Here is a 14356-nt window from a genome sequence, read left to right on the forward strand (position 1 = left end):
GACCGTTGGGAGTGCATGTGAACACCCAGGCATACGGGGTATGGGCGCAAGCTGTCGAGAATTTGATGAGCTATCGGTATCTCGGATGCCGGTCGGTGCTGGGTGAGGGCTACGACGCACTCGGTCGGATGCCGGTGCGCAGCGATCTTCGGCATGGCGAAGGCCTGCTGGCGGCACCGGTCGCGATTGCCATGCTCGACACGGCCGGTATTGCGGTGGATCGGCACTGGCAACTGGCACTCACACACATCGGGATCCAGTTGTGTGGACCGGTGGGCGAAGATGTGGACGCCGTGGCCGTGTGCGGGACGATGACACGGCGGGCGCGCAGCCAGATCTTCACCGAGGCGCGGATCACCGCGGAAGACGATCCGCACCGGCTCCTCGGCCTCGGGACCGCCGACTGGACGATGATCTCGCCTACCGGTACGGGTTTCGAGTACATCGACCCCGGCCCCGGGGTGCCCGACACCGGCGACCTCCCGCCGCTCGCCAGCGCCTACAGTGCCCGGCTAAAGGGCGATGGACGGTTTGTCATCGAGGAGCTCACGCCCGAACTCGGCGGCGTGCTGCTGCACCACGGTCCCATCATTGTCGCGCTCGAGGCCGCCGCGCTTCACGCGGCGGGGCGGGTTCGACGCGTGCAGAGCCTCGACGTGCGCATCGTGAAGGCGGGTCGGACCGGTCCGTTCGTGGCGAACGCGTCGGTCGAGTCCGACGTAGCGGGCTCCATTCTGGTCAGTGCCCGGCTGCACCAGGGCGACGACGAGGCCAATGTCGTCGCCACGGCACTCCTGCGGGTCGTCGCGTGATCATCGGCCAGCCCGACCCACAGCAGGTCGCCGACATCATCGCGATCAACCACCTCGCGGCCTCCTACTCGGAGGCGATGTGCCGCTTCGCCGTCGAAGAGGCCGTCGAAACCTATGCCGAAAACGGTGTTCTGTCGACACCCACCACCGAGGACGCGGTCGGTCGCACGGCCATCGCCGAAACGATCGGGCGCACCGTCTCGGGGTTGGACTTCGTGTTCCAGACTTTGCACCAGGGTCTCGTCGAGGTCCACGGCGACACCGCGATGACCTACTTCACCATCACCGAGTGGGCGCGACGCACGGCGGACGGCCGCGGCATCTTGTTTCTCGGCGTCTACCGCGACGACGTCATACGCACCGCTGTCGGCTGGCGATTCGCCCGGCGCCGGCTGCTACCCCGGATGGTGGGCCGCCCCGAATTTCTGACCGGTCGGTTACACGACATCGCTCTCTGACGAAAGGCGCACGACCATAATGGGATTACTCGATGGCAAGGTGGCCTTCATCACCGGCGCTGCGCGCGGGCAGGGACGCAGCCACGCTCTGCGACTCGCTCAGGAGGGTGCGGCGATCATCGCCGTAGACATCGCCGACCGGGTGTCACAGCACGAGGGATATCCACCCGCAACGGCGGCGGATCTCGAGGAGACGGTCAAGCTCGTCGAGAAGAACGGCGGGCGCATCGTCGTCGGGACCGCTGACGTCCGGGACTCGGAGGCGCTCGGGCAGGTGTTGGGGCAGGGCGTTGCGGAATTCGGTGGGCGGTTGGACGTGGTCGTGGCGAATGCGGGCGTCGTGAGTTGGGGCCGCTTCTGGGAGATGTCCGACGAGCAGTGGAAGTCCATGATCGACGTCAATCTCACCGGCGTCTGGCGCACCTTGAAGGCAGCGGTTCCGCATATGCTGGCCGCGGGCAACGGCGGGTCGATCATCACCATCAGCTCCGTGGCTGGGTTGAAATCCCTTCCTGGACAAGCTCACTACAGCGCAGCCAAACACGGAGTCGTGGGGTTGACGAAGTCGGCCGCAATTGAGTTGGGCGAGTACGGCATCCGGGTCAACTCCATTCATCCCTGGGGAGTTTCCACAGTGATGGCGACCGAGGACACTCACATGGGTGAACTGTTGTCCGCGCACCCCAACTACGGGATGTCCTACGCCAGTGCGCTGCCCGGCCTTCCCTTGGCCGAACCGGACGACATCTCCGACGCGGTCGTCTATCTGGCGTCCGAGCTCTCCCGCGCGGTCACCGGAACTCAGCTCACCGTGGACATGGGCGCCACTAAAATGTGAGCGCTGCGTGGGGTCGCATCTGGCGCGACCCGAAATGCGGCTGGCCATCGATGAAATGCTCGCGCGCATTCCGAATTTCTCGATCGCGCCGGACGAGACGCTGGTGTACGACAACATCTCGGTGCGCAGCGTCATCTACTTGCCCAACGTGTTCGAACCGTCGGCGGCCGCTGCCGTCTGAGCCGAGACGTCGGCGGCGTGTGTTCTTGAAGACGGTCAGGCGATGTCGCCGGCCAGATCCAGCACGACGGCCGAGAGATTCCTGCCCCACCGGTCCAGGGCGTATCCCGTCGCGGGATACCCGTTGGTCAGGAAGGCGAAGCTCAGGCCGGTGGTGGGATCACAGAAGGACTGCTGCAGCGGCGCGCCACCGTGTCCGAACGTCGCCGGGGATCCGGTCGCCGGCATCCATCCGGTTTGCCACGACTCACCGCGGACCGTGACGAACAGCCCGATGGACACCGGATAGTCGGTCCCCCCGTGTTCGATTGGACCGTGCACCGGTTCGGTGACATGTGCGCGGCAACCTTCGGCGACGGCCGCTCGCGACCACACGTCGGAGTGCAACATGCCTTGATAGTGCATCGCGACATCCGCCGCCGTGGCGACCACGCTATGCGATGGCTCGCCCCTGGCCAGCACTTCGGCGGGGTCGAGGTACCACGGACCCCAGGGGTCCAGTTCCTCGGATGGATCACCGAGCAGAACCATGGGCGCCACGTCGCCCTGCTCTTCGATCGGCACCGCGAGCTGCGCTGTCAGTCCGAGCGGTCCCACGATGTGCTTGTCCAGATACTCCGGCAATGGCAGCCCAGTAAGCGACTCGATCACCTCCCAGATCACCCAACCCGACGACGTCAGCGCGAACTGCAGGTGTCCGCGGGTTTCGGGATCGGGCTGCCACCGCGCCATGGCCTCAAGGCGCGACGCCCGCGTTGCCATCCGCTTGGCGCCTAACGGTGCATAGGCGAGGCCCGCCCGGTGAGTTGCGATGTCTCGCAGCGTTATTCCGTCGCAGAAGCCTGGTATCCATGTCGACACCGGTGTGCCGATGTCGACGCCATATTTGTCGATGACCTTCCAGAGCGCGCCGGCCACGAATGGTCGGCTCGCCGACTGCAGCCGGTAGCGAGTGGTCGGGTCGGCATCGCCGAACGTCTCGAAGGCGACGAGCCCGCCACCATATCCGACCGCCACTTGCGCGCTGGGAAGTCGTCCGTCCGTCACCTCGAGCGCCACCCGTTCGAGCAGCAGCGAGACCTTGGCGGCAGCAGAGGGCGTCTGGGCCATTTCTTCCATCAAAATAATCTAACCATATGCGATGCGTGCGCGGGGCGATGTATCACGACGAATTGCTTCGGGCGAGCAACCTTTACATGTATAGTTCAAGGCCGTGGCTGTGAACACCAGCGAGATCGCCGTTTCCGCGCCCGATTCCGAGCGCATTCTCGACGAATTCGATGTCGCGTTGCTCGCGGCCGCCGACGGGTTGGCCCCGCTACGGGAGCCCGCAGCCGATATGGCCCATGCGCTCGAGCAGTCGCGGCGCATGATGAAGTGGCTCTACGACGGGGGCTGGAGTCGATGGGGCTGGCCCGAAGCGGTTGGCGGCATTGGCGGTTCGCCGCTCGTCCGGTGCCAGATTCTGGAACGACTGGCACTGGCGGGTTACCCGATTCCGGAACACCTGCTCGTGTTGGAAGTGGTCGGGCCGGCGGTCGTGAACCACGCGCCGCGGTTAGCAGCGGCGCGACTTCCCGCAGCGCTACGCGGTGACGAGCTGTGGTCCCAGGGCTTCTCCGAGCCCGAGGCGGGCAGCGACCTCGCGGCCCTGCGCACCAAAGCCGTCGCCAGGGACGACGGCACCTACGTCGTCAACGGGCAGAAGATCTGGACGTCCTACGGCGCCTTCGCCGACCGCATCGTGCTGCTGGCGCGCAGTGGCGCGGTGGCCGACCGCCACCGCGGCCTGGTGATGCTCCTGGTCGATCTCGGCTCACCCGGTGTCGATCGCCGACCCATCGCGTTGGCCAGCGGCCGCGAAGAGCTCGCCGAAATCTTCTTCACCGACGTCCTCGTCAAGCCGGACCGGGTGATCGGCGGGGATGGCGCCGGGTGGGCGGTCGCCATGGATCTGCTGCAGTACGAGCGCGGAACCTACGCATGGATGCGGATGGCGATCGCGACCGCCTATCTTCAGCAGCTCGTGCGCGCCCTGGACCGCGAGGAAGGCGCACCGGACTCGCGTCGTGCCGCGATCGTCGGACGGGCTTATTTAAACCTCATGGCGTTGCGTGCCCGCACGGCAACCACATTGGGCCGGCTCGCAGCGGGCGAGGAGGTGGGCGCGGAGACCAGCGTGGACAAACTTCTTCTGTCGACGGCGGAGCAGGATGTGCTCGACGCCGCCATGGCTCTGCTCGGACCGGACATCCTGGTCGGTGACGACGACGCATCGGCGGCGTGGCGGGAACGCTGGTGGTACTCCCGCGCCGCCTCGATCTACGGCGGTGCGCGCGAGGTGCAATACAGCATCATCGCCGATCGAATCCTCAAGCTGCCGAGGGAGAACGAACGTGGACGCTGAGACGAGGGAGCTGCTCAGGGGCTCCATTCACGACCTCTTCGAAACCGATGCAGGCGGCGATGTCGTCGCCGGACTAGACGAGCTGGGCTGGAGTGAGGTTGTCGCAGACGATCCCGCGGCGGCGCTCGACATGCTGTTCACGGAGCAGGGCTTGCTCGGGCGGGCGTCGGCGATTCTGGACACGGTCGCTTTCGCCGAGTACGACGGAGTGAAAATCCCCGTCGTGCACCCGATTAACTCCCGCGCGTCGGCTCGCGTCATCGACGACCGGATCGAGATCGACGGAGTGCTCCTCGCCAACCCCCACGGACCGGTCGGCGTGGCAACGCACGACACCGGCTTCCTCGTCGACCTCGCCGCGCAGCAGTCCGCCGTAACAGCCGTGGCCGGGTTCGATGCCCGCTCCGGCCTCCGGCGAGTTCGGCTCACGATGGCATGCGACGGCGTGACGGAGACCGACCTCGATTGGACGCCTATCGTCGCGGCGGCCGAGCGAGCGCTGTCGTCAGAACTCGTCGGCAACGGTTCGGCGATGGTGCGCCTCGCGGCCGATCAGATCACCGGGCGCTTTCAGTTCGGACGGCCGATCGCTGCGAACCAGAGCCCTCGACATCGGCTGGCCGAGAGCTACGCGCTGCTGCGCGGCGCCGCCGAGTTGAGCGCGGTGGCGTGGCGCACGGGCAGCGGCGCAGATGCGCGAACGGCCAAGGCCTACGCCGGCTACGCGGTCGACGCGGCGAGCCGCGCTTGCGTTCAGGTTTGTGGTGCCATCGGATTGACCGCCGAGCACCCCCTGTCCGGCCACGTCGCCCGCAGCCGCATCCTGGACGCCATGTACGGCGGCTGGGCCGACTCGATGACCGACATCGGTGGACAATTCGTCGCCTCGGGATGCCTACCACCCCAGGCCCGGCTATGAGCAGCTCCGCACCGCACGCCGAGTTCTCGACACCCGAAGACGCCGTCGCCGTCGTAACCATCAACCGTGCCGACCGGCTTGGCGCGTACACGCCGCAGATGTGCGCCGAGCTCCAGGAGGCCATTCGGCGGGTTCGGCTCGATGACGACATCCGCGTCCTCGTGTTGACAGGCAAGGGCCGGGGTTTCTGCACGGGCGGCGACGTATCTCCCGATGCCGGCTTCGCCGACGTACTGGCGCACCAGATCGGGCGGGCGCGGGAGCTACGCGAGGACGCCCACGCCGTCATCACCGCGCTGAACCAGCTCGACAAGCCGGTGATCTGCGCCGTGAACGGCATAGCGGTCAATGGTGGGCTCGCCTTTGCCCTCGCCTGCGATCTCCGGATCGTCGCCGCTAGTGCGCGACTGGGCGACACCAGCGCGTGCGCTGGCTTGCTCCCGGATGAAGGCGGAGCATGGCTTTTCCCGCGGGCAATGGGGTACGACAACGCATTTCGGATGGTCGCGCTTTCCGAGATCTACGATGCCGGAGAGGCGCAGCGGCTTGGCCTCGCGACGGAAGTGGTCGAGGACGAGCGGTTGTGGCCGCGAACGATGGAACTCGCCCGCCAGTTCAGAGCTGCTGCGCCACTGGCCGTGCGCGCGGTCAAGTTCATGATGCGGCGGGCGCTCGAGAACACCCTGCAGACCTCGCTCGGCGACGCTCAGCAGGCCGTCCTGTGGGTGGGACCCAGTGCCGACGCAAAGGAGGGCAAGGCGGCGTTCTTGGAGCGCCGTCCGCCGAGTTTCACCGGACACTGACCAACCCACGCCGGCGTGAGGAGCCTACTTTACGGCGTCAGGTATACATGTATAGTCGAAGACATTGGAAGAAATCGGACGGCGAAAGGACATCCGCCATGGCACTCATCGAGAACACGGTCGGCGAACTGCCCTACCAGCTGACCGACTTCGACCAGCACTCGTACGAAGCGGAGGACTGCTTCACCCGCTTCATGCCGAAGGCCAAATTGGACACCGCTGTTCGGCCGATCGTCGCGCCATCGGGACGCAAGGTGCTGCTGGCCAACGATCAGATCGTCACCGCGCTCGAGAACGATCTGAATCAGGCTTATGTGCCGGGCTCACTTATCGAGATGCTCAAACATCGCGCCGCTGGTGACGCCGCCGACACCGACCGCTTCTACGAACCTTTGCAAATCGAGTACCTGGACCGGGATGCGCGGCTGGCGCAACTAACCGAACAGCAGATAGAACGGGCGATCATGTACCCCGGTGGCTGGACGCTCATGGCCGAGCAATACCTGCGCGGCATCGATCCGCTCTACGACAACATCGAAGCCTTCAACAAGTGGATCAACGAGGACTGGGGCTTCAACTTCAAGAATCGGATCTATGCCCCCGCGCTTATGTCCATGCGCGACCTGGACCGCGCATGCGAGGAACTCGACCGGGTTCTCGACGCGGGCGCGCGGTTCATCGTGCTGCCGGCTGGGCCGGCGTACGGACGCTCGCCGGGTGATCCGTACTTTGATCCGTTCTGGGCGCGGGTCAATGAGGCCAAAGCCGTTGTGTGCTATCACATCGCGGAGTTCTACTATCAGGACAACATCGCCTCCGATTGGGGCTGGGGCCTGGTTCCGCCGTTCCAGTTCTCGGCGTGGCAGTGGCAGAACACGTACGGGGAGCGACCGATCACCGATACGATCTCGGCGCTCATCTTCGACAACATCTTCGGTCGCTACCCCAATATCAAGGTGCTCGTCAGCGAGTTCGGCGCCGAATGGGTGCCGCACTTCATCCGCCACATGGACAAGAGTCGTGGGATGGCGCGCAACGGCCGGTGGCTCGGCGGCCAGCTGACGGAGCGCCCCAGCGCGATCTTCAAGAAGCATGTTCGGGTGGTGCCCTACCCCGAGGACGACACCATGGCGATGATCGAAAAGCTCGGCACCGACGAGACCCTGCTGATGGGGTCGGACTGGCCGCACGCGGAAGGTCTGCGCGAGCCCGCCGACTTCTACAATAAGGTCGAGGGCCTCGATGATGTGAAGAAGCGCAATTTCCTGCGGGAGAACGGCATCAAGCTGACCGAGGGCACCAATTAGGCGTTTGTGTGAACAACGAACTCACGTTGCTCGACGCCTTTTGGCGGTGGACCTCCGATGCGCCGGGCCGACCGGCGCTGGCGTACTTCGACACGGTGCTGACGTACGGTGAAGTCGACACTGCCAGCGACGGTTTGGCGGTTGCGCTCGCGCAGCAAGGTTTCGGTTTTGGTGACCGCGCGGCGCTGTGTCTGCAGAACGTGCCCCAGTACGTCATCGCGCTGCTGGCCATCTGGAAGCTCGGCGGCGTGGCGGTGCCGATCAACCCGATGCTCACGCCGGGCGAGGTCGTGAAACTCACGGACGATGCCACGCCCCGGGTGCTGATCGCGCTCGACGAGTTGTACACAGGAGAGCTTGCGGATGCCCTCGCCGGACGGTCGGTCGAGCAGGTGATCACCACCAGCGCAGTCGATTGGCAGCATCCGAGCGACGACCTGCACGCCCTCATCGCCGAACACCCGGGTCAGTGCCCAGATCGTCGGGTTCCGGTGTGCTCGGACGTCGCGGCCATCACGTACACCTCGGGTACGACGGGAAAGCCGAAGGGCGCCATGAACACTCACGGCAACATTGCCACGGGTGGGAAGAGTTACCGTGAATGGTTTGCGCTCGCCGACCGCGACTCGGTGCTCGGAATCGCCCCGTTGTTCCATGTGACGGGGCTGACCGGACACATCGCTGCTGCGATCGCCGCGGGCGGTGCGCTGGTGCTGTGCAACCGATTTCGTCCCGACGTCGTCCTGCACGCGGTTCGCCGTCACCGGCCTACGTTCACGGTGGGTGCGCTCACGGCGTTCATCGCCCTCGTCGAGTCCGACGCGACACGGGCGGATCTGGCCAGCCTGACCACCATCGCCTCGGGCGGGGCGCCCGTGGCTGCCGGGGTGCTGGAGCGCTTCCGGGATCGCTTCGGCACCTACATCCACAACGTCTATGGGATGACGGAGACGACCTGCCCGGTGCTCGCTGTGCCCATGGGCGAACAAGCACCGGTCGATCCCCAGACCGGTGCGCTGGCAGTCGGCAAGCCGATGCCGGGCGTCGACGTCGTCGTGCTCGATGACGAGGGCCGGCAGCTGCCGCCCGGTCGAATCGGCGAAATTGCCGTGTCCGGACCGCAGGTCGTGCCGGGTTACTGGAATCAGCCGGATCAGACGGCAGCGGCGTTCCGAGATGGGCGACTGTTGACGGGCGACGTCGGCTACGTCGACGACGCGGGCTGGTTCTATTTGGTGGACCGCACGAAGGACATGATCGTGGCCAGCGGATACAAGGTCTGGCCGCGCGAGGTCGAAGACGTGTTGTACACGCACGACGCCGTCCGGGAGGCTGCTGTCGTCGGTCAACCCGATCCCTATCGAGGCGAGACGGTCAAGGCATTCGTTTCCTTGCGCGAGGGCCACGTCGTAGACGCCGACGCATTGATCGAGTTCTGCCGACAGCGCATGGCCGCCTACAAGTACCCACGCAGCGTTGCGATCCTCGACGAGATACCGAAAACGGCGACCGGCAAGATCATGCGGCGCGTCCTGCGCTCCGAGCGGGCCTGAGCTGCCGGCCGCGGTCTCAGCGGCTCCGGCCAGCGGCCTTGTTTCGGGCGCGCGCAACCGCATCCCGGTGTTCGTCGGAGCCCATGCTCACCAGTTCGCCGTCCAGCCCGCGCGCGAACGCGTGCTCGAGCTGGACCTCCAGATAGGAGTTCAGCGCCCGTTTCGTCTGCCTGAGCGCGGCCGGCGGCATGCTCGCCAGTTTCGTTGCGAGAGTGAGCGCTTCGTCCAGCAGGGACTGCGCCGCTACCGTGCGGCTCGCCAAGCCGAGCCGGACTGCCTCGTCCGCGGGGATACGGCCCCCGAGAAACAGGTACTCTTTCGCCCGCGACAAGCCGATGAGAGTCGGCCACGACATGCCCCCGTCCCCGGGGACGAGGCCCATACGCAGATGCGGATCGGCGAGGAAGGCGCCCTCGGCGATGAGCACGATGTCCGAGAGGACGGCGAGGCTGCACCCGAGGCCTACCGCGGGCCCGTTCACGGCCGCCACCACCGGGAGGCGGCAACGCACCATTCCCTCGATGATGGCCCTGCCCTCGGCCATGGTCTGCGCGCGCATCGCCTCGTCGTCGATGTTCTCCTGCATGTAGCCGAAGTCGCCTCCAGCGCTGAACGCCTGCCCGGCACCCGTGAGGACGACGGCGCGCGCATAGGCGTCCTCATCGAGGTGACCCCACACCTTCGCGAGCGCTCGGTGCATGGGCCGATTGGCGCCATTGAGGTCGTCGGGACGGTTGAGGGTCACCAGCCGGATCGGTCCGGCGGCCTTCACGAGGATCCCCTCAGGGAGTCCGTAGTCCACTTCTTCGAAGGTGGGCATCGGTCTCCTCGTCGGTAGCAGCCTCTTACGACGTATAGTTTACGTGTATATCACGCCCGCCGTTTGTGGTCGTAATGATCGAGCAGTGCCGATACCGCCTGCTCGAACGACGATCGGTCGTGTAGCGCCTTCATATAGGCGGCGAGTTCCGCATCGTCGGCCAGCTCCGAGTGCACCTCGAAGTTCGGACTCGTCTCGATCAGGAGCCGGCCCACGCTGAGCTGATGCAATCCGGCATAGGCGACATTCGCTTCCGCCCTGGTCAGGCCGGCACGTTCGAACTGCCTCAGGCAGAACGACACGATTCGCCGCGCGTTGGGAAGCATCTTGCGCGTCAGCAGAACGGTTGTCATGCCCGGCACGCTGCGCAGCGCCTCGTGAGTGTCGATGGCCGTGTCGATGAGCAGCTGACGCCAGTCGCCGGTGTCGGGGTCCGGGAGTTTGATCTTGGCGAGGATCTGATCGCCGACCAGGCGCACGATTTCGTCCTTGTCATCCACGTGGTGGTAGAGGGCCATTGCCGACACGCCGAGCTTCGCGGCGACCGTGCGCATCGTGAGCGACTCGATGCCCTCGGTCCGGATGAGGTCCGCCGCGACGGAGGCGATCAGTTCGCGTGTGAGCGGTGCCCGCTCGACTGGGGTTAGCCGCTTGGCCACGCAATGACCATACGCGTATAGGAGGCATGTCGGTGGATTACGCCGAGGGCGGCAATCGGGTTGTCGCCAGGTGCATTGCCACGAGGCCGCCGCCGTCACTATCAGTCATACTATTATGCTGTTAGCCGTGAATTCAGACGCCAACGATCCAGTCCTTGTTGAGCAACGCGACCGCATCCTCATCATCACGATCAATCGCCCGCATGCGAAGAACGCGATCGACGCCGCGGTGAGCCATGGTCTCGGCGCGGCCACCGACCGGCTGGACGGCGATCCCGCGTTGTCAGTCGGCATCATCACGGGTGCTGGCGGATCATTCTGTGCCGGAATGGATCTCAAGGCCTTCGCGCGCGGGGAGAGCGTCGCGGTGGAAGGCCGGGGCCTCGGCTTCACGGAACGGCCTCCGGTCAAACCGCTGATCGCCGCGGTCGAAGGTTACGCCCTCGCGGGTGGCACCGAGGTGGCCCTGGCCACCGATCTGATCGTCGCGGCCGATGACGCCACCTTCGGCATTCCCGAGGTGAAGCGCGGCCTGGTGGCGGGCGGCGGGGGATTGATCCGGTTGCCGCAGCGGATACCGGCGGCGATCGCCATGCAACTGGCGCTGACCGGCGCTAACCTCCCGGCGCGCCGCGCGCACGAGTTGGGGATGGTCAACGTGCTGACCGGACCGGGTGGCGCCCTGGGCGGAGCGATCGCGCTGGCCGAGGAGATCACCGCCAACGGGCCGCTCGCCGTCGCGGCGACCAAGCGGGTGATGATCGAGTCGCGCGAATGGCCGGCCGATGAGGTATGGCGCCGCCAATTCGAAATCATTGGACCTGTTTTCGCGTCAAACGACGCCAAAGAGGGCGCGGTAGCCTTCGCCGAGAAGCGGCCACCCAAATGGACGAACAGCTGACCGGTCCACTTCGTGATCTGTGCGTCGTCGAGCTAGCTTGTCCACCGCCCGGGAGTCCAGACTCGTTACCGCCGGGCCTCTTTCGGCAAGCCGAGTACGCGCTCGGCAAGGATGTTGCGTTGCACCTCGGATGTCCCGCCGCCGATCCGCAATCCGAACGATTCGAAATACTGCTCGACCTCGTCGAGATTCGCCAGCACACCGAATTTGCGGATCCTGTGGTTCAGCTCGGTGGCGACCAACTTCAGCGCGCTGCTGGCAGGGCCGGGCTCGCCGCCCTGTTGTTGCTCGGAGACGGTCTTGTACAGCAGCGCCCGCACGGCGAACACGTCGTCGGCGAGCTCCTGTAGGCGATCCATCAGGGCAGGATTGTCCGCATGGGTTTCGGCCAGCTGCGCCACGATCCGCTGCAATCCGATGACGGTGGCCGCGAATGCCGTGCTGCGCTCGAACAGCAGCGTGGTGGTCGCCACCTTCCATCCCGCGCCGATTTTTCCGAGGACGTTCTCCAGCGGGATGCGCGCGCCGTCGAAGAACACCGCGCAGAATTCGGGTCTGCCGGTGATCGCTGTGATCGGACGCACGGTGATTCCCGGTGTGCGCATGTCGGCGATGAGATACGTCAGCCCGCCGTACCGATTCGAGGCATCAGTACGCACCAGCAGTTCACACATATCGGCATTGTGGGCGCGGGAGTTCCAGATCTTCTGTCCGGTTACTACCACATGGTCGTCGTCGACCACACCCCTGGTCGTGATGGCCGCGAGGTCAGACCCGGCGCCGGGTTCGGAGAAGCATTGAGCAAAAATCAGATCGCCCGTGAGGATGCCGGGCAGCCAGCGGCGGCGTTGCTCCTCAGTGCCTTCGGAGATGATCGTGGGGCCGGCGTGGCCGATCCCGACGAAGAACGGTTCGCCACCACGCCCGCCCGCGCGTTGGTGTTCCTCGTGAAAAATCAACTGCTGCATCGGGGTCGCGTCCTGGCCGCCATATGCGGTCGGCCATGCGATACAAGCCAGGCCGGCTCCCGCAAGCCGCTTTTGCCACAGCCGCTGGGCCGCTAGATAGTCCGCGTCGCGGTCGTCGCCGACCGACGCGCAGGCCGCGAGCTCAGGAGCCGGGTTCGCCATGAACCATCGACGTAAGCGATCGCGAAATTCGTTGTCGTCCAGATCGGTCAGAGCTACCGTGTCAGATACCGTCATTGCCGCCGGCTTTCCACGAGTCGTGCGACCTCTTCGCGGTTGACCTTGCCCGAATCAAGGCGCGGGATGGCGTCGACGAATGCGATGCGACGAGGCAACTCATATGCGGCAAGCACGGCGCGCAGCGCCCGCCGGATCGTCTCAGCGTCAGCGGTTGCGCCGGGCTGCAGCACGACAGCTGCGACCGGAACCTCGCCCAGCCTCTCGTCGGGAACACCGGCAACCGCGGAATCTGCGATCTGCGCGAGATCGTTGAGGGCCGCCTCCACCTGGGCGGGATAGATGTTGAATCCTCCGCACACCACCATGTCTCGTACCCGGCCGACGACGAACAGGAATCCGCCGTCATCGATGAATCCGAGATCGCCGGTGCGCAGCCAAGTTCCGGGGCTAGTGGGTTGACCGTCGGCACCCAGATAACCCGACATGGCCGATGCGGCGCGCGCCGATATCTCGCCGACCTCACCGACCGGCACCGGTGCGCCGTCGGGGCCGAGGATCGCGACCTCTACTCCGGGTGCGACCCGGCCTACGGTGCCGTCGGGGCGCTTACCCGCGGCGACGTCGGCGGGCCGCTCGAAGGCAATCGCCCCGGCGAACTCGGTCTGCCCGTAATTACGCAGCACGGGTACGCCGTATTTCTGTTCGAATGCACGACGCGTCGCTTCGGGAATCGCTGCGGTACCGACGATCACGTAGTCCACTCCAGGCAGCCCGCTCGCACCGTCGGACGCAGCCAGCTCCCACACCATCGCTGGCGTCAGGCCCAGCACACCGAGGCGATACCGCTCGACCAGGTCGAATACCCGCTCGGGCGAAAACTTTTCGACGAGCAGCGCCGGTTTACCAAGCCACCATGCGGTGAGCATGCCAAGGAAGCCGCCCATGTGAGCGATTGGTACCAGTACGATGCGCGGTCCACGTGCAGGCTGTCGCGGGGGGCGGCCGTCACCGTCGAGCCCATTGCCCGTAGCGATCCCCGCCACCGATCCGCGCAAGGCGGAGAACGTCAACGACGCGCCCTTCGGCGTGCCGGTGGTGCCCGACGTGAACATGACCACCGCCTCGCCGACCGGTGCGCCGTCACGAACCTCGGTGTCGGCGAAGTCGACATCCAGACCACCGCAGGTGGCCGGCGTCACCAGTGCGGCCGCCGACGTCTCGGCCAGCCGCCGCCGCACTTCGGACTCCGGCACCATCGTGCTTGCGGCGACGACAGAACACCCCGCGCGCCACGCCGCGTGGATCGCGACGACCGAGGCCGCGTTGTTGCCCAACCGCACCAGCACCCTGGTGCCCGGGGTCAGCTGCTTGGAGACCCGCTCGGACGCCTCGGCGAGCTGCCCGAACGGGTACTCCAACCCGTCGACGATCAGGGCCGTGCTCGCCGGTGCCAGTCTCGCCAGCCGGCCAAGGATGTCCTCCACGCCCGTCTGGCCTGATACCGGCGCCGCGCTCATGCTTGCCCTTCCTCGCAACGTTGTCGCTATGACG

General features: G+C 65.9%; 15 protein-coding genes. 10 read left to right on the plus strand and 5 right to left on the minus strand.

The annotated features are described in order from the left end of the window. Positions 1-17: 17 nt before the first annotated feature. From AC5Y5E_RS16590 to AC5Y5E_RS16605, 4 genes are read left to right on the plus strand one after another with little or no spacing between them, the layout of a single operon-like run. Positions 18-812: a hotdog family protein gene (locus AC5Y5E_RS16590; protein ID WP_231984264.1), complete on the plus strand. Its 795-nt coding sequence runs from the start codon at positions 18-20 to the stop codon at positions 810-812. Continuing rightward, positions 809-1270 (plus strand): nuclear transport factor 2 family protein, encoded by a 462-nt coding sequence (locus AC5Y5E_RS16595; RefSeq protein ID WP_426626878.1) that lies wholly within the window; start codon positions 809-811, stop codon positions 1268-1270. The genes AC5Y5E_RS16590 and AC5Y5E_RS16595 overlap by 4 nt, the downstream gene beginning before the upstream one ends. Before the next feature lie 19 nt (positions 1271-1289). Beyond that, positions 1290-2108 carry a mycofactocin-coupled SDR family oxidoreductase gene (locus tag AC5Y5E_RS16600; protein ID WP_426626879.1) on the plus strand — a complete coding sequence of 273 codons (819 nt, stop codon included), beginning with the start codon at positions 1290-1292 and terminating at the stop codon, positions 2106-2108. 7 nt (positions 2109-2115) lie between these two features. Beyond that, positions 2116-2289, plus strand: coding sequence for a hypothetical protein (locus AC5Y5E_RS16605; RefSeq protein ID WP_158086201.1), 174 nt, complete (start codon positions 2116-2118; stop codon positions 2287-2289). A gap of 35 nt (positions 2290-2324) precedes the next feature. Here AC5Y5E_RS16605 and AC5Y5E_RS16610 read toward each other — a convergent pair whose 3' ends face one another. Continuing rightward, positions 2325-3407 carry a serine hydrolase domain-containing protein gene (locus tag AC5Y5E_RS16610; RefSeq protein WP_426626880.1) on the minus strand — a complete coding sequence of 361 codons (1083 nt, stop codon included), beginning with the start codon at positions 3405-3407 and terminating at the stop codon, positions 2325-2327. A 94-nt stretch (positions 3408-3501) separates the two neighbouring features. Between AC5Y5E_RS16610 and AC5Y5E_RS16615 the strand changes: the two genes are divergently transcribed. From AC5Y5E_RS16615 to AC5Y5E_RS16635, 5 genes are all read left to right on the plus strand, one after another. Further along, positions 3502-4695, plus strand: a complete 1194-nt coding sequence (locus tag AC5Y5E_RS16615) for an acyl-CoA dehydrogenase family protein (protein ID WP_499904003.1) — start codon at positions 3502-3504, stop codon at positions 4693-4695. Further along, complete coding sequence (locus tag AC5Y5E_RS16620; RefSeq protein ID WP_083169573.1) at positions 4685-5614, plus strand: acyl-CoA dehydrogenase family protein; 930 nt, start codon at positions 4685-4687, stop codon at positions 5612-5614. The genes AC5Y5E_RS16615 and AC5Y5E_RS16620 overlap by 11 nt, the downstream gene beginning before the upstream one ends. After that, positions 5611-6417, plus strand: coding sequence for an enoyl-CoA hydratase/isomerase family protein (locus AC5Y5E_RS16625; protein ID WP_083169571.1), 807 nt, complete (start codon positions 5611-5613; stop codon positions 6415-6417). Before AC5Y5E_RS16620 ends, AC5Y5E_RS16625 begins: the two co-directional genes overlap by 4 nt. A 98-nt stretch (positions 6418-6515) precedes the next feature. After that, positions 6516-7724: an amidohydrolase family protein gene (locus AC5Y5E_RS16630; RefSeq protein ID WP_083169569.1), complete on the plus strand. Its 1209-nt coding sequence runs from the start codon at positions 6516-6518 to the stop codon at positions 7722-7724. An 8-nt stretch (positions 7725-7732) separates the two neighbouring features. Then, entirely contained in the window at positions 7733-9277 is a 1545-nt protein-coding gene (locus tag AC5Y5E_RS16635; protein ID WP_426646471.1) for a class I adenylate-forming enzyme family protein, read from the plus strand. 16 nt (positions 9278-9293) lie between these two features. Here the strand turns inward: AC5Y5E_RS16635 and AC5Y5E_RS16640 are convergent, their stop codons facing one another. Both AC5Y5E_RS16640 and AC5Y5E_RS16645 read right to left on the minus strand, forming a co-directional pair. Next, positions 9294-10097 carry an enoyl-CoA hydratase/isomerase family protein gene (locus AC5Y5E_RS16640; RefSeq protein ID WP_426626883.1) on the minus strand — a complete coding sequence of 268 codons (804 nt, stop codon included), beginning with the start codon at positions 10095-10097 and terminating at the stop codon, positions 9294-9296. Positions 10098-10147: 50 nt separating this feature from the next. After that, a complete protein-coding gene (locus AC5Y5E_RS16645) occupies positions 10148-10855 on the minus strand; it encodes a TetR/AcrR family transcriptional regulator (protein ID WP_499904004.1) in 708 nt (235 codons plus the stop codon). A 16-nt stretch (positions 10856-10871) separates the two neighbouring features. Here AC5Y5E_RS16645 and AC5Y5E_RS16650 point away from each other — a divergent pair, with 16 nt between their 5' ends. Beyond that, positions 10872-11657 (plus strand): crotonase/enoyl-CoA hydratase family protein, encoded by a 786-nt coding sequence (locus AC5Y5E_RS16650; RefSeq protein WP_499904266.1) that lies wholly within the window; start codon positions 10872-10874, stop codon positions 11655-11657. 65 nt (positions 11658-11722) lie between these two features. On the opposite strand, the gene AC5Y5E_RS16655 is transcribed toward AC5Y5E_RS16650, so the two are convergent. Continuing rightward, entirely contained in the window at positions 11723-12862 is a 1140-nt protein-coding gene (locus tag AC5Y5E_RS16655; RefSeq protein ID WP_067925927.1) for an acyl-CoA dehydrogenase family protein, read from the minus strand. Continuing rightward, positions 12859-14322 carry a class I adenylate-forming enzyme family protein gene (locus tag AC5Y5E_RS16660; protein ID WP_499904005.1) on the minus strand — a complete coding sequence of 488 codons (1464 nt, stop codon included), beginning with the start codon at positions 14320-14322 and terminating at the stop codon, positions 12859-12861. The genes AC5Y5E_RS16655 and AC5Y5E_RS16660 overlap by 4 nt, the downstream gene beginning before the upstream one ends. Positions 14323-14356 lie beyond the last annotated feature (34 nt).

The organism is Mycobacterium sp. NGS54 (assembly GCF_059812465.1).

What these genes read in the sequence shown, in the direction of transcription:
- AC5Y5E_RS16600 (WP_426626879.1), top strand. Translation starts at nt 1,290, where the DNA reads ATGGGATTACTCGATGGCAAGGTGGCCTTCATCACCGGCGCTGCGCGC.
- AC5Y5E_RS16610 (WP_426626880.1), bottom strand. Translation starts at nt 3,407, where the DNA reads ATGGAAGAAATGGCCCAGACGCCCTCTGCTGCCGCCAAGGTCTCGCTG.
- AC5Y5E_RS16625 (WP_083169571.1), top strand. Translation starts at nt 5,611, where the DNA reads ATGAGCAGCTCCGCACCGCACGCCGAGTTCTCGACACCCGAAGACGCC.
- AC5Y5E_RS16630 (WP_083169569.1), top strand. Translation starts at nt 6,516, where the DNA reads ATGGCACTCATCGAGAACACGGTCGGCGAACTGCCCTACCAGCTGACC.
- AC5Y5E_RS16640 (WP_426626883.1), bottom strand. Translation starts at nt 10,097, where the DNA reads ATGCCCACCTTCGAAGAAGTGGACTACGGACTCCCTGAGGGGATCCTC.
- AC5Y5E_RS16650 (WP_499904266.1), top strand. Translation starts at nt 10,872, where the DNA reads ATGCTGTTAGCCGTGAATTCAGACGCCAACGATCCAGTCCTTGTTGAG.
- AC5Y5E_RS16655 (WP_067925927.1), bottom strand. Translation starts at nt 12,862, where the DNA reads ATGACGGTATCTGACACGGTAGCTCTGACCGATCTGGACGACAACGAA.
- AC5Y5E_RS16660 (WP_499904005.1), bottom strand. Translation starts at nt 14,322, where the DNA reads ATGAGCGCGGCGCCGGTATCAGGCCAGACGGGCGTGGAGGACATCCTT.